Raw genomic sequence first — 14,105 nt, 5'->3', positions numbered from 1 at the left:
ATGGGAGGTCCTTTCGCCCCGGAACGGGGCCGGGCAGGGGCGACGGGGCCTTTAAAACAAGGCCCCGTCACCTGGAAGCGTCGGTTTAAACGGTTGTGCCGGAGTCGTCCTGGCTGTCGGACTCCAGGATCACCTCGTCGGGTGTCTCGGCATCGTCGCCTGAGTCCAGGGGGTTGGAGGGGAGGACGATGCCCGGGCGCATGGCAAAGATGAGGTCGTCGAGCTCTTTGCCCATGATGGTCTCTTTGTCCAGGAGGAGTTCGGAGAGGGCGTGGAGCACATCGATGTTCTCGGTGAGAACCTCTTTGGCCTTGGTGTAGCTGTCGGTGATGAAGCGGGAGACCTCTTCATCGATGAGCCGGGCCGTGTGCTCGGAATAATCCTTGTGCTGGGCGATCTCCCTGCCGAGGAAGACATGGTCGTCGGAGTTGGCGTAGGACAGGGGACCTAAGTCGCTCATGCCCCAGTCCCGGACCATCTTGTTGGCAAGGCCCGTGGCCTGCTTGATGTCGTTGGAAGCCCCGGTGCTGATGCGGTTGAAGATCAGCTCTTCGGCCACGCGTCCGCCGTAGGCAACGGAAAGCTCGCTGACGAGCTGGTCCTTGTATTTAAAGTCCCGCTCTTCCGGGAGGAACCAGGTGACGCCTGCGGCCCTGCCGCGGGGGATGATGGTGACCTTGTTCACCGCGTCGGTGCCGGGAAGGAACCGTGCCACCAGAGCATGGCCCGCTTCGTGGTAGGCCGTGGTCTTCTTGTCCTCTTCCTTGATGACCTTGGACTTGCGTTCAAGGCCCATGTAGACCTTGTCCTTGGCGTCTTCAAAGTCCACCATGCGGAGCTTGTCCTGGTCCCGCTTGGCGGCCAGGAGGGCGGCTTCGTTGACCATGTTCTCCAGGTCCGCACCGGAAAATCCGGGGGTTCCCTTGGCCAGGTTCAGGGCGTGGACGTCGTCGGCCAGGGGGGTCTTGCGCATGTGGACTTCCAGGATCTTCCTGCGGCCGTTGATGTCGGGCAGGTCCACCACCACCTGGCGGTCGAAGCGACCCGGGCGAAGAAGGGCAGGGTCCAGAACATCGGGGCGGTTGGTGGCGGAGATGAGAATAACCCCTTCGTTGCTCTCGAAGCCGTCCATCTCCACGAGGAGCTGGTTCAGGGTCTGCTCCCGTTCGTCGTGACCGCCGCCGAGGCCCGCGCCACGCTGTCGTCCCACGGCGTCGATCTCATCGATGAAGATGATGCAGGGGGCGTTTTTCTTGGCCTGGGCAAAGAGGTCCCTCACACGGGATGCGCCCACGCCCACGAACATCTCCACAAAGTCGGAGCCGCTGATGGTAAAGAAAGGCACCTCGGCCTCTCCGGCCACGGAGCGGGCCAGAAGGGTCTTGCCCGTTCCCGGAGGGCCTACAAGGAGGACACCTTTGGGGATGCGGCCGCCCAGGCGGGTGAATTTTTTGGGGTCGCGCAGGAAGTCCACCACCTCGGTGAGCTCTTCCTTGGCCTCTTCCACCCCTGCCACGTCGCGGAAGGTCACCCGCTCACGGTCTTCGGAGAGAAGACGTGCGCGGCTCTTGCCGAAGCTCATGGCCTTGCCGCCTGCCCCGCCCTGCATCTGCTTCATAAAGAAGATCCAGATCCCGATGAGGATGATCATGGGCAGCCAGGAGGCGATGATGGAGACGAGCCAGTGGGCCTCAGCCGGGGGCTTGGCCTCAATGATGACGCCCTTGTCCCGCAAGGTGGGGATCAGCTGGAGGTCGTTGGGGGCAAATACCTTGTAGGTGGCGTTGCTGCTGTTCGTTACCAGGAGGTTCTGGTCCTGGATGGTTACCCGGGACACATTCCCGCTTTCCACCTGCGAGATAAACTCTGAGTAAGGGACAGTCTGGCCTCCGGGCTGGTTCTGATTGAAGATGTTGTAGAGCATGATCATCATCAGAATGATTACCAGCCAGAGGGAGAGATTTTTATAGAATGGGTTCAAGAAATGGGTCCTCCATGATCTTTCGTCATCGGTTCATCCCTGAATTCAGCGCAGGGTTACCCTCATATTAATCATCATTGCAATTTAGGCAAGACATAATGAGACGCATCCGGGGGGATTTATCCTTTTTTATACGGGTGGAACACCATCTCAAGGGCAGGGGCACCGGGAGACGGTGGGGTTGCAGCCTCGTCCAGGCGGTATCCCGCCACCCAGATGAGGGTGTTTTTTGAGAATACCAGGGGAACGCGTGATCGCAGCGACGCTTCCAGGCCGCAGTCGGAGAAAAAGCGGCCGAGCTTGCGGCCCCCGCTGCCTCCCTCGGGCCGAAAGCGGTCTCCGGGCCGTGGGTTTCGGATGGTCAGGGGAAAGTCCGCGGACCCGGGGGCCACGTATACCCGAAGGGCGTTGCGGCTGGTGGCAAGTTCCTCCGGGGCCTGGGCCCAGCCGATGGTCAGGCGGTCCCCGGTCTCGGTGATGTGCACGGTGCAGGACTCTCCGGGGTCAGGGCGGGGCACCTCATAGGAGAAGGCCGGTACCCCTGAAAGAAGCTGCGGTCGGGTGTGCCTCAGGTTGCCGGTCTCCGTGGTGAGGTGAAGGGCCCCTTGGGTGAAGATACCGCGGAGACCCCGGGAAAGGTCCGCGTAGTGACCGGGTTGCCCCCGGTCCAGAAGCTCGGTGAGGCGCTGGATATGGGCGGCGCTGAGGGTCCGGGTGGAGCCGCAGAGGGCGGCGGCCGCCCGGCGCAGCACCCGGTTCCGGGCCGCCGGGTGAAGGGCCCGGAGCTTGGGGGCGGAGAGCTCCAGGTGCCGATCCCCCCGGGAGACGGCACAGTCGTCGAACAGGGACTCGGTCAGCTCCCGGAGCCAGGCCTCCTCGTCCCTGAGAAGGCTCGCCGTCCGTGCCAGGGTGTCCACGGCCGAGGGGTTGAATTCGGCTTCGAGCATGGGGATGAGCCGGTGGCGGATCCGGTTGCGTGTGTAGGCGGTGTCGCTGTTGGAATCACGGCCATGCCCCGGGCGCTCAGCCAGTCTGTGATTTCGTTTTTGGAGAGTTCCATGAGGGGGCGGATGATGCCGTCGGAGGTCACCGGGTCCATGCCGCCAAGCCCCTTGAGGCCCGATCCGCGCAACAGGTTCATCAACACCTGTTCGGCCATGTCCCCTTTGTGGTGGCCCACGGCAATGCGTCGGGCTCCGCAGGAGAGGGCTGCTTCACGGAGAAAGGCGTGGCGGGCGTTTCTGGCCGCTTCCTCCAGACCCGTGCCGGACTGGCGGGCCAGGGCCGGGACATCTGTGGTCTCCGTCACAAAGGGAAGGCCCAGGGTTTCAGCTGCCTGCCTGGAAAAGGCCTGGTCTCTGCCCGCGGCCTCGCCCCGGATGCCGTGGTTGAGGTGGGCCACCGAAAGGGTAAGGTCCAGCTCGGGGGCCAGCAGGTAAAGGATATGGAGCAGGGCCATGGAGTCGGGGCCGCCGGAGAGGGCCACCAGCAGGTGATCGCCCGGCAGGCACATGGCGTGGCGGGCCAGAGTGTCGCGGACGGTCTGTACGGGCCCTGTCTGGAGGTGTCGTGTCATGAACTGTTTTTTAGGGGGTTGGGGTTAGGGCGTTTGGCCGCATTGTGAGACGCGACCCACCGGGTGATGCTGAGGGTAGAATACCCCCTGTCCGGTGTCAACCGGTGAGACGCGTGAAGATTGGAATAAAATGTGTCTTGTTGTTTGATTTTAAAAGAAATGTGCCGGATCGGGGCGCTTCCGGGGCGGGGGGAAGATTCCTTCAGACCTCACCTTTGGTCAAAAAGGGGCTTGAAAAGGTCCGTCGTTCGACGTATATGTATCTCTCCTGGCCGTGTCCTGCCGACCGGCCGCCATGCAACAGCCCCGCTCGAACCGTGTCAGGTCCGGAAGGAAGCAGCACTAAGGGATGTGGTCTGTGTCGTGGATCGATCCCGGTCGGCGGATGCGGTCAGGTTTTTTTTTGCCGTATTTTCCCGGTGATCTCCCCCTTGGGCCCCCCTTCGGATCCCTTTTCCCCATTTTTTTGCGTAAATCCCCCATTGACAACTGATCAATACGTATTATTTTTTTCTCGAATCGCATGATGCAGACGGTTCACCAATGGTTTAGGCAAAAAGTTCGACTGTTTGTCCTTTATAAATATCCGGGTGAGAGACCCGGTTCAACTGCGTGGCCCCGAATCCTCATATTCATGGGACTGTGAATTGGTTGCTTGTGAGACGCGGCCGTCCGGCTGAAAAACCGGATGGTTTTTGGAGATAAACCCAGTCAGGTGGTTTCACGGAGCGTAGCGGAGTTTTCCGGGTCGAGAGAATCAGGAGTGAGCATTGGCCAAAAATAGTCAGAACCATACAGAAGCAAAAGGCGCGACGCCTGAAGAAGAAACCGTATCACAGGCGGATGAGGCCGTTGAAGAGGTCACCGGAGAGGAGACCGCTGTTGACGAGGCCACTGCCGAAGACGCTGAGGCCGAAGAGGTCGCCAAAAGCCCTGAGGAGTTGATGGAAGAGAAAGTCAAGGAAGCAGAGGCCAAGGCGGCTGAGAGTTACGACCGCCTGCTTCGGTCCACCGCCGAATTTGAGAATTATAAGAAACGTTCCGCCCGGGAGTTTCAGGAGTCGAAGAAGTACGCCAACGAGGCGTTTATCAAGCAGCTTCTTCCCGTTATCGACAACCTCGAAAGGGCTGTAGAGTCCACAGGGGATGGCGGTGACGAGTCCGGACAGGGCGTCATTGAAGGGGTCAAAATGACCCTGACTGAAATAACGAAAGTGTTCGAAAAGTTTCACCTTAAGCCACTGGAGTCCGAAGGCAAGCCCTTTGACCCCAACTTCCACCAGGCGGTGATTCAGGAAGAGACCAATGCGGTCCCTGAAAACACCGTGGTGAAAGAGATGCAGAAGGGTTACCTGCTCCATGACAGGCTTATTCGCCCGGCCATGGTGGTCGTCTCAAAGGCGGCTGCTCTCAGCGCAGGTGAAAACGAAAAGGCCGAGGCCGAATAGACCAAGTCCCGGGCCATACACATCAGAACAGTTATCAGGAAAGACTTATTTGGAAGCCTGCTCTCGGATGCACAGGCATGGAGGAAAAAATGGGTAAAGTAATTGGTATCGATCTGGGAACAACCAACTCGTGTGTCGCGATCATGGAAGGCGGAGACGCCAAAGTCATCACCAACACCGAAGGGGGGCGCACCACACCGTCCACCGTTGCCGTCTCTGAGAGCGGCGAGCGCCTCGTGGGCCAGATTGCCAAGCGTCAGGCCATCACGAACCCCGAAAACACCGTGTTTGGCGTGAAGCGCCTCATCGGACGCAAGTTCGACTCCGGCGAAGTACAGCGTGACGCAAAGATTCTGCCCTACGAACTGAAAAAAGCAGACAACGGTGACGTGCGCATCGATCTGCGCGGCAGCCTGCACAGCCCCGCAGAGATCTCCTCGTTCATCCTGGCCAACATCAAGAAGACCGCCGAAGAGTACGTTGGAGAAGAGGTGACCGACGCCGTCATCACCGTGCCCGCCTACTTTAACGACAGCCAGCGCCAGGCCACCAAGGACGCAGGCCGCATCGCAGGCCTCAACGTACTCCGTATCATCAACGAGCCCACGGCAGCTTCCCTTGCCTACGGCCTCGACAAGAAGTCCGAAGAGAAGATCGCTGTCTTCGACCTCGGCGGCGGTACCTTCGACGTCTCCATCCTCGAGATCGGCGACGGGGTGTTCGAGGTGAAGTCCACCAACGGCGACACCCACCTGGGCGGCGAAGACTTCGACCTTCGCATCATCGATTTCCTGGCCGACGAGTTCAAGCGTGAGCAGGGCATCGACCTGCGCGGCGACAAGATGGCCCTGCAGCGTCTGAAAGAGGCTGCTGAAAAGGCCAAGATGGAGCTCTCCTCCGCCATGGAGACCGACATCAACCTGCCCTTCATCACCGCCGACGCTTCCGGTCCCAAGCACCTGAACGTGAAACTCTCCCGCGCCAAGCTGGAGTCCCTGGTGGCTGACCTCCTGGAGAACCTGGCCAAGCCCTGCGTCACCGCCATGAAGGATGCCGGCCTTTCTGCTGGCGAGATCAACGAAGTCATCCTGGTGGGCGGCATGACCCGTATGCCCGCTGTTCAGGACCGCGTGAAGTCCATCTTCGGCAAAGAGCCCCACAAAGGCGTGAACCCCGACGAGGTGGTTGCCCTTGGTGCCGCCATCCAGGGCGGCGTCCTCAAAGGCGACGTGGATGATGTTCTCCTTCTGGACGTTACGCCCCTGTCCCTGGGCATCGAGACCCTGGGCGGCGTGATGACCAAGCTCATCGAGAAGAACACCACCATCCCCACCCGTAAGAGCCAGGTTTTCTCCACGGCTGCCGACAACCAGCCCGCCGTGTCCATCCACGTGCTCCAGGGTGAGCGCGAGATGGCTGAAACCAACAAGACCCTGGGCCGCTTCGACCTGTCCGACATTCCCCCCGCACCCCGCGGCGTGCCCCAGATCGAAGTGACCTTTGACATCGACTCCAACGGCATTGTCTCTGTTTCCGCCAAGGACAAGGCCACCGGCAAAGAGCAGTCCATCAAGATCACAAGCGACAGCGGTCTCTCCGAAGAGGAGATCCAGCAGATGGTGAAAGACGCTGAGCTCCACGCCGACGAAGACAAGCAGAAGAAGGCCCTTGTGGAAGCCCGTAACACCGCCGACGCCCTGGTCTACCAGACCGAAAAGGCCGTCAAGGAAGTGGGCGAGGGCGCTGACGAAGCCACCAAGGCCAATGTGGCCGAGGTCATCGAAAAGCTCAAGAAGGCCATGGAAGGGGAAGACGCCGAGGAGATCACCAAGCTCACCGAGGAACTGACCCAGGCCTCCCACAAGATCGCCGAAGCCGCCTACAAGAAGGCTGCTGAAGAGGGCCAGGCCGGTGCCGAAGGTGGCGCCGGGGCCGCACCCGCCGACGATGACGTGGTGGATGCCGACTTCGAAGAGGTCAAAGACCAGAAGTAAAAAAGATCCCGCGGCCTGCCACGGCAGGCCCGTGACTTCATAGAAAAACCCCGCCTTTTGCAAAAAAGGCGGGGTTTTTTTGTGGGCGGAACAGCCCCCTGCAGGGGCAGGGGCGGGACGGTCAGTTCTCCCACCCGGTGTCCAGAAGCCGGGTGGTCTCGGCAACGGCCGTGCGCCATATGGCGAGCATGGCATCATCGTCGGCCTGGTAGGCGCCCATACCTGCCCATCCCCGAAGGGAGCGCACCTCAGTGGGGGGAAGCTGCCTCAGGTTCGGGGGGTCGCACGGAGCCTTCTCCCGGGAGGGAAGGGAGACCCTCTCAAGGCGGGTCCAGGGGAAGTTCTCCATCCAGGAGGCGTGGGAGGCGTTGGGGCTCACAGCGTGGACCGCACCCATCACATCCTCGGACGACCACCAGTTGTGAAAGAGGATTTGGCACTCGGGCACACTGTCCATGCGGGACCGGATGGTCTCCTCCACCGGGCTGTTGCCCCCGTGGCCGTTGATGATAAGCACGCGCCTGAAGCCGCTTTTCACAAGGCTGTTGAGGATGTCCGTCACAAAATCGCCATAGGTCTCAGGGCGGATGGTGACGGTCCCCGGGTAGGCGGAAAAGTAAGGGGCGATACCGTAGGGCAGGCCCGGGTAGACCGGAACCCCGCACCCCTCACCGGTCTCTACGGCCAGTTTGTTTGAGAGGATGAAATCGGTGCAGAGGCTCAGGTAGGCATGCTGCTCGGTGCTTCCCAGGGGAAGGACCACCCGGTCGTCGGTTTTCAGGTAGGATTCGACCTGGAACCAGTTCATGTCGGCGATCTTCATATCTGTACTTCTTTTTGGATGTGTTGGACCGCGGGGACCAGGATCTCCCGCAGGTACCGTGTTTCTGGGGTGTGGGCGTACTCGAACATAACGCGTACGCCCGTTAAGGCTTTGGCTGTCCCCAGGCTGCTGGTGCTGTAGATCAGGACGTCGGTGACGTCGGCGAGCTCCTGCAGCTTCGGGCTGCTGGCCAGCTCCATGCGGATGGTCCCCACCTGGGGGGCAAAACGCCGGATTCCTTCGGCCATGGCCGGCACAAAGGATGCAAAATGGGAGATGGCTCCAACGGTGGTGCCGGGGGGCAGGGCGGCGAGGGCTTCCCGCGTCTCCTTGGAGGGAATGAGGTACGGGGCCATCACCGGGACGGTATCCCCTACTTTAAGCCGGATTCGGGCCATGCAGTGGGGGATGGTAAGAATGAGGTCGTAGTTGCGGGCCCTGGTGTCCGTCAACGTGTTGAATTGGGCGAAATCCATGTTATCGAACCGGGGCTCCCGCGAGGAAATCCCGAATTCTCCGGATGTAGCACTCGTTGATGCGCCGGGAGTTCCCCACCATGAGAATGCGAAGGGGCACCGGGGTTTCCACCTCGGTTTCCCGCTGGTTGAACATGCCGATGAAAAGCGCGGGGTCCACCTCCAGGACCCTTGCTTTTTCCAGCAGGGCCAGAAACTCCCGGCGAAGGATCTCCAGGCGGTTCTGGTGTTTGAGTTCCCTCGTGCCACCACGAACCCCCTGCCTGTGACCGACTCCAGAAGGCCTTTGGCCTTCAGGGATTTGTATGCCTTGGTGACGGTCATGGGGGCCACCCCGAGTTCGCTGCTCAGGGCACGCACCGTGGGCAGCTGGTTGTTCTCACGATAGGCTCCGGCCATGATGCCGAACTCCACGGCACCCTCGATCTGGACGGATATGGAGACTGGCAGGGTTTTGTCAATGGTGATCTTCACAACTCCTCCCGGGAGACTGAGCCCGGCGGCTCGAATGGTTTCTGTGCTTTATCATGGATGACAGTGCGGGAGGGCGCCGTGGCCCTCCCGCGAGGTTATTGTCAGGCGACGTGGGGTTGCGGTGTGGCTGCAGGCTCTTCCGGGGCCACGGCCGTTGGGACCAGCCGGTCAAAGTGGCGCTCAATGGTCTCCTGGCCCGCAGGGCGGGTAAAGAGGCTGATGAGAACCATGACCCACATGGTGGCGGCCCAGCAGACGATGAGGGGGTCAAAACCAAAGGACCAGGTTTTGAACCAGAGCTTCATGGCGATGTAGAGGGCCTCCCCGAAGATCACCGCGGCAATGGCCCCGGTGCGGGTGGCTTTTTTCCAGTACATGCCCAGGATCACGGGGGCCACCCAGATGCCCAGCCCACCGAAGGCAAACTTGATGAGGCCGAAGATGGTGGTGGGCTTGATGATGCCGATGGCGATGCCGCAGGCGCCGATGACCACGGTGACCCAGCGGGAGAGGGCAAAAATCTGGCCCTCGGAGGCCTTCGGGTTGATGAGGTTCTGATAGATGTCCCGGGTGACGCCGCCCGTGGCCACCACGAGCAGGGCGTCGATGGTGCTCATACCGGCCGAGACCACCCCTGCAATGAGGATGGAGGCCAGCACGGGGTTGAGGTTGCCCTGAAGGAGCATGGGCACGATGAAGTCCGTCTGCTTGCCGGTAAGCCCGGGCACGGAGACGATGGCGTTGGCCCCGGCCCATTCGATGAGGGTGGCGGAGAGGAGCATGCCCAAGGTCCCCAGGATCACCGCCTTGAACATGGTCTCATAGTTTTTCATGGTGAAGAACTTGGTGAAGAGGGTGGGCTGCCCGATGGTGAAAAAGCTCCACATGACGATCATGGACATGTAGGAGGCCCAGGGGAAGTTGCCCTTGGCGCCGGGGTGGGTAAGGTAGGCGGGGTTGGCGTCGGCAAGGGAGGTGGTGATCTGGCTGAGCCCGCCCCCGGCCTTCACCGAGACGATAAAGGTGACGATGGCTGTGGTCACCATGAGAAAGCCCTGGAGGACGTCGGTCATCATGGCACCTTTCATGCCGCCGGCCATGCAGTAGCAGATGACGATGATGCCCATGCCCACCACGCCCATCCACTGGGGAAGGCCGGTGAAGGTGTTGAGGATAACCCCTGCGCCCACGGTCTGGGCACCCATGATGGCCACGAGGAAGGCGATCATCATCACGGCGTGGACCGCCCGGATGGCGTTGGATTCGTAGCGGTCCGAGAGGTAATCGGTCATGGTGAGGAAACCGTATTTCTTGCCCATGAGCATCAGCTTGCGCCCCACAAAGAGAGCGGGGATGATCATGGAGAAGGCAAGCCCCGGCACCGAGATGCTCATGCCGGAAAAGCCTGTGGAATAGGTGACGGCAGGCACGCCCATGAAGGTGCTCATGCTGTACTGGGAGGCGAAGTAGGCAAAACCGCCCACCAGGGCGCCGGCTTTGCCGCTCATGACGAAAAAATCGCTCAGGGTTTTGGTGGATTTGGCCGCTCGCCAGCCGATATAGCCGATGAGGGCAAAGTAGATGGCAATGGATACGAAAAACGGGACCGGTGTGGGGGTCACCAATGTTGAGGGGTCAGCCATGGTATTGCTCGCTCCTTTCTACTTCTCAGGTTGAATGTCTTCGAAGTTCCGGTACTCGGGGCGCTTCAGTGCCTCGCGGCTGAATCGCCAGACAAGGATCAGCACGGCGATGCCGTGAAGGACCCAGGCGTACACAAACAGGGGGACCCCCCCGAAACCAGGCACGTAGGTTTCGTTGAAATACCAGGGAAAGGGAATCATGATGAGGCCGTACATGGTCAGGATGATGGCGGCCCATCTCATCTCGAAACGGTTGCTGAAAATATCCACAATCTCCTCCTCAAAAAATAGTGTGACATGCGACAACCGCTTATCACGTCATGATTTTCGGGGCTTGGCAGGATCGTTTTTTTGCCTGCATGGGCGGTTGGTCGCCTTTAAAAACGGTCCGGTACGGCATTGCGGTGCCCGACGCTGCGTCGCCTTTCAACTCCCATGATGCAGCACGTAAGATGTGATGATGGCGTCGCGAATTGAGGACATGGCCCTTTTGAATCGCTTCCTGTCGCGTGGGTGCGAACGGCGGGATATCGCGTCGTACGATACGAATCGTCATCGAAATATTCGCAGGGCGCGGACGATTCACGTGTGTGCCTGTCCCTTCAAATCGGTCGTATGACAATGCAAAGGCAGGTATCGGGGAACATTTTGAATGTCTACCGAAGAGTAAATGGCGTTGGCATCGTGATACAAGCCGGGTACTGATAAGTAATTTGATATAGAAGCGTGGCACAATTGTCCATAACAAAATATTATCCTGAATTTATTTGGTGATATGAAAAAGGGATTGTGACATTCAGGATCCTCTTGGATTTTAAAGATCTATGATGGTGGAAGTAGATAGGAAAATAGTTTTCAGACGATATTGTGATAGTTGAGTATCCCGGTTTACTGTGCTACCCCATGAGAACATGAGATGTTTGCTTAGTGCTTAGCGAAGGAGGGTGATCATGGAAAGGCTGGGACACACGATCCGATGCCTGGCCCGCCAGCAGGGGATCAATGTGAAACGACTCAAGCGCCGCCAGCGCGTGATGCCGGTGCCGCTGCTTTCGGCCACCTTGCGCATGGCCGACGTGATTCTGGCGGCAAGGGCCCTGATGCATCCGGGAACCCGTTCAGGCGGGGAGGGGCTGCAGCGGCTCGCCCGGTCGGTGAAGGCGCGGTTCAGCGTGGCCCACGCCGGGTTCTACATGGGGGGCAGGGCGTCGTTGTGTGCGGTGGTCCGCGCCCTGGGGCTTACCCCGGGGGACGAGGTGCTTATTCCTGCCTTTACCTGCCAGTGCGTGGTCAACGCCCTTCGGTATGAAGGGATCGAGCCTGTCTACGTGGACATCGAACTTGACACCTACGGCATGGACGCCTCCCTTGTGGAGCGGGCGCTGACGGGCAAGACCCGCGCCATACTCATTCAGCACACCTTCGGCATGCCCGGCCGGGATTTGGAAAACCTCCTTGCCCTTGCCAGGGGCCGCGGGCTCTATGTCATTGAGGACTGCGCCCATGCCACGGGCGGCCGCTGGCGCGGCAAGCTCCTGGGGACCTTAGGGGACATCGGGTTTTTCAGCAGTGAGCGCTCCAAGATCATCAACACCATCCACGGCGGGTTTGTGATCACCGACAACCCGGAGATCGGCCGCCGCCTGGAAGAGGACGCTGCGCGCCTCACCCCGGCTCCGCCGGAGTTCACCCGGCGGATTCTCTGGACCCTCATCCACAGCTATTTTACCCACAGCTGCCCGTTTCGGTTTGTGACCTCCGGCCTGGCCGAAGGGCTCCTTTCGGACCGGCTTGTGCCCCAGATGCACGATGAAGAGCTGGCAGGCGCTCCGTGCAGCCAATACCACTGGAGCCTGCCCCATGCGGTGGCGCCCTTGATGATGCAGCAGCTCTCCCGGGTGGACCGCCAACTGGCCGAGAGGCGGCGGGCAGCAGAAAAATGGGCGGTCTGGTGCCTGAGAAACGGTCTGGAGCCACCGAAGCCATCGCCGGATGCCACCCCCACCTGGCTGCGGTTTCCCGTGCGCGTGGATCCGGCCATCAAGAAAAATTATGCATACCTGGAGAAGCGTCTGGGGGCAGATGTGGGGGTCTGGTTTCAATCCGCGGCCCATCCCCTGCCCATGGCCCTTCAGGAGTGCCCCAGGGGCATGGAGGCGGCGGCCACCTGCATCAACCTGCCCACCCTGGACCCCAGCAGGGCCTGACAGGGGCCGTTGGTCCCTTTGTTTAAGGAAGGACCGCGCAGGTCAACCCACACATTCCGATCTGCCTGCGCGTGAAAAAACCCCAATCCAGTGCCATGGATTGGGGTTTTGTATTGAATGGTTACGGATTTTTTACCTTCAGGCTCGGGACATCACCTCCAGGATGCGCCGGGCAATGGTATTGCAGGCTTCCCGACCCCGGTGGCCCTGGGAGTAGAGGTCGGACAGGGGAAAGGGGGCACCTTTGACCACAAATTCGATGCGGTAGGATGTGCGTTTTCCACTCCCGCGGTACCCGATCCTGACATCCTCCACCTCGTCAAAGGTGAGGCCCCCTTCCAGGGCCGACCCAAAGAGTTTTTTTCGTCGCCAGGTAACGGTTTTGGCGTTGCGGTCAAAGGTGAAGGTGACTTCTTCGGTGAACCGCCATCCGGCAAGGGCTGCCACCGCCGCCAGGAAAATCCAGTGGAGGTAGTAGGCGTACTCAAGGCCGAAGGTGTGTACCGAAAAGGCGGTGCGGATCAGGCAGAAGGCGATGGCGATCCCTGCGATGGCCACGATGGTGCGGTTCTTTTCCTCAACCTTCAGGGTGTGTTTGTCGTCTTGTGTGATGTTCATGGGGTTGTCCTGCCCGGGGATCCGCTCCCCGTGTTTGGTGTGTCAGGGAAACACAGCTCCCTGGGTCTTTCCGTGACCGGTTTTTTTGTCATAGTCGGCTTCCCGGGCCCTGTAGGTGTCCAGTATCTCTTCCGCCAGGGCATTGGCCGCGGCTTCCAGCTCCCGGCAGCTGCGGTGAGGTGGCATTTGCCGGATGGCCTTACCGATGGCTGCGGTTGCCGCGATGCCGATGCGTTTGTGACCGTCTTCATGGGTCTTGAGGTTTTTCATGTAACGGGTCCAGCGATTCTGCAATTCGGGGGCCGCCTCATCCTGATTTGCCCACCTGGGGTAGCGGTGCAGTACTTCCACCGAGGTCTCCACGCCTGTAATCCGGCAGCTGTCTGGGCCGGATTCCCAGGTGAACCACCACCTGGCCATCCAGGTGGTCAGGGCATCGTAGGTATTTCCGTCCCGCCACACGGTCCCCAAGCGCCCCATCTCCTCGCGCAGCTCTTGCCCCGTGCCTCCGTAGATGTCGTAGTACTCCGTCTGGACGGTAACGGCGGGCTCGGCCCGGACCGTGGCCGTCAGGCAGAGGATTCCGAGCAGTATGAGAACGCAGAGTCGTGGTCTTTGCATGATATCCTTTATCCCGTTATCCGGGGTTCAAATCAACCGCAGAATTTATCAAAGGACCCGGGCAGAAAAATGCCGTACAGGGGCGGGCAGCCCCTGGCTGAGGTTTTTTTAAATGATTTACTGCGATGGGGCAAAGGTTCAAAGCAGTTTATTTTTTTGAAAAAGCACCTTTGATTCAGTATACTTGAGGATAAGCAACCATTCCATTGAAAGATCGCCGTGTTTTCCCTCCATTCATGACATC

The 14,105-nt window shown here is 60.0% G+C and carries 12 protein-coding genes and 1 other RNA gene; 4 read left to right on the top strand and 9 right to left on the bottom strand.

What is annotated here, in order from left to right:
• Positions 1-85: 85 nt before the first annotated feature.
• The 3 genes from ftsH to tilS (ACOYW2_RS21160) all read right to left on the bottom strand — a co-directional run bounded on the left by ftsH (position 86) and on the right by tilS (ACOYW2_RS21160) (position 3,557).
• Positions 86-1,981, bottom strand: a complete 1,896-nt coding sequence (ftsH, locus tag ACOYW2_RS21170; protein WP_482419902.1) for an ATP-dependent zinc metalloprotease FtsH — start codon at positions 1,979-1,981, stop codon at positions 86-88.
• 119 nt (positions 1,982-2,100) lie between these two features.
• A complete protein-coding gene (tilS, locus tag ACOYW2_RS21165) occupies positions 2,101-2,928 on the bottom strand; it encodes a tRNA lysidine(34) synthetase TilS (protein ID WP_482767879.1) in 828 nt (275 codons plus the stop codon).
• Positions 2,835-3,557 (bottom strand): tRNA lysidine(34) synthetase TilS, encoded by a 723-nt coding sequence (gene tilS, locus ACOYW2_RS21160; RefSeq protein WP_482767878.1) that lies wholly within the window; start codon positions 3,555-3,557, stop codon positions 2,835-2,837. The genes tilS (ACOYW2_RS21165) and tilS (ACOYW2_RS21160) overlap by 94 nt, the downstream gene beginning before the upstream one ends.
• Before the next feature lie 290 nt (positions 3,558-3,847).
• On the opposite strand from tilS (ACOYW2_RS21160), the gene ffs reads away from it, so the two are divergent.
• The 3 genes from ffs (at position 3,848) to dnaK (ending at position 6,999) form a co-directional block, all read left to right on the top strand.
• Positions 3,848-3,930: signal recognition particle sRNA small type (gene ffs / locus ACOYW2_RS21155), an RNA gene on the top strand.
• A gap of 397 nt (positions 3,931-4,327) precedes the next feature.
• Positions 4,328-5,005 (top strand): nucleotide exchange factor GrpE, encoded by a 678-nt coding sequence (grpE, locus tag ACOYW2_RS21150; RefSeq protein ID WP_482767877.1) that lies wholly within the window; start codon positions 4,328-4,330, stop codon positions 5,003-5,005.
• A gap of 89 nt (positions 5,006-5,094) precedes the next feature.
• The gene (gene dnaK / locus ACOYW2_RS21145; protein ID WP_482417957.1) at positions 5,095-6,999 is read left to right on the top strand and encodes a molecular chaperone DnaK; all 1,905 of its coding nucleotides are present in this window, start codon (positions 5,095-5,097) and stop codon (positions 6,997-6,999) included.
• Positions 7,000-7,120: 121 nt separating this feature from the next.
• Here dnaK and ACOYW2_RS21140 read toward each other — a convergent pair whose 3' ends face one another.
• From ACOYW2_RS21140 to ACOYW2_RS21125, 4 genes are all read right to left on the bottom strand, one after another.
• Entirely contained in the window at positions 7,121-7,822 is a 702-nt protein-coding gene (locus ACOYW2_RS21140; RefSeq protein WP_482767876.1) for a creatininase family protein, read from the bottom strand.
• Positions 7,819-8,772, bottom strand: coding sequence for a GntR family transcriptional regulator (locus tag ACOYW2_RS21135; RefSeq protein ID WP_482767875.1), 954 nt, complete (start codon positions 8,770-8,772; stop codon positions 7,819-7,821). The genes ACOYW2_RS21140 and ACOYW2_RS21135 overlap by 4 nt, the downstream gene beginning before the upstream one ends.
• Positions 8,773-8,873: 101 nt before the next feature.
• Complete coding sequence (locus ACOYW2_RS21130; protein WP_482417954.1) at positions 8,874-10,415, bottom strand: sodium:solute symporter family transporter; 1,542 nt, start codon at positions 10,413-10,415, stop codon at positions 8,874-8,876.
• An 18-nt stretch (positions 10,416-10,433) separates the two neighbouring features.
• Positions 10,434-10,685, bottom strand: coding sequence for a hypothetical protein (locus ACOYW2_RS21125; protein ID WP_482417953.1), 252 nt, complete (start codon positions 10,683-10,685; stop codon positions 10,434-10,436).
• A 680-nt stretch (positions 10,686-11,365) separates the two neighbouring features.
• Between ACOYW2_RS21125 and ACOYW2_RS21120 the strand changes: the two genes are divergently transcribed.
• On the top strand, positions 11,366-12,622 hold the full coding sequence (locus ACOYW2_RS21120) for a DegT/DnrJ/EryC1/StrS family aminotransferase (protein ID WP_482767874.1): 1,257 nt from the start codon (positions 11,366-11,368) through the stop codon (positions 12,620-12,622).
• Positions 12,623-12,760: 138 nt separating this feature from the next.
• Here ACOYW2_RS21120 and ACOYW2_RS21115 read toward each other — a convergent pair whose 3' ends face one another.
• A complete protein-coding gene (locus tag ACOYW2_RS21115; protein ID WP_482767873.1) occupies positions 12,761-13,240 on the bottom strand; it encodes a hypothetical protein in 480 nt (159 codons plus the stop codon).
• A 42-nt stretch (positions 13,241-13,282) separates the two neighbouring features.
• Entirely contained in the window at positions 13,283-13,861 is a 579-nt protein-coding gene (locus ACOYW2_RS21110; RefSeq protein ID WP_482767872.1) for a DUF922 domain-containing Zn-dependent protease, read from the bottom strand.
• Between the last annotated feature and the right edge of the window lie 244 nt (positions 13,862-14,105).

Source organism: Desulfoluna sp. CLI2B (genome assembly GCF_056847375.1).
Note: the sequence above shows the minus strand (reverse complement) of the source record. Positions and strands in the feature narration are given on the sequence as shown.

Excerpts from the sequence above, each read along its gene's own strand:
- ACOYW2_RS21115 (WP_482767873.1), bottom strand. The coding sequence starts at position 13,240 with ATGAACATCACACAAGACGACAAACACACCCTGAAGGTTGAGGAAAAG.
- ACOYW2_RS21120 (WP_482767874.1), top strand. The coding sequence starts at position 11,366 with ATGGAAAGGCTGGGACACACGATCCGATGCCTGGCCCGCCAGCAGGGG.
- tilS (WP_482767879.1), bottom strand. The coding sequence starts at position 2,928 with ATGCTCGAAGCCGAATTCAACCCCTCGGCCGTGGACACCCTGGCACGG.
- ACOYW2_RS21110 (WP_482767872.1), bottom strand. The coding sequence starts at position 13,861 with ATGCAAAGACCACGACTCTGCGTTCTCATACTGCTCGGAATCCTCTGC.
- ACOYW2_RS21140 (WP_482767876.1), bottom strand. The coding sequence starts at position 7,822 with ATGAAGATCGCCGACATGAACTGGTTCCAGGTCGAATCCTACCTGAAA.
- ACOYW2_RS21130 (WP_482417954.1), bottom strand. The coding sequence starts at position 10,415 with ATGGCTGACCCCTCAACATTGGTGACCCCCACACCGGTCCCGTTTTTC.
- tilS (WP_482767878.1), bottom strand. The coding sequence starts at position 3,557 with ATGACACGACACCTCCAGACAGGGCCCGTACAGACCGTCCGCGACACT.
- dnaK (WP_482417957.1), top strand. The coding sequence starts at position 5,095 with ATGGGTAAAGTAATTGGTATCGATCTGGGAACAACCAACTCGTGTGTC.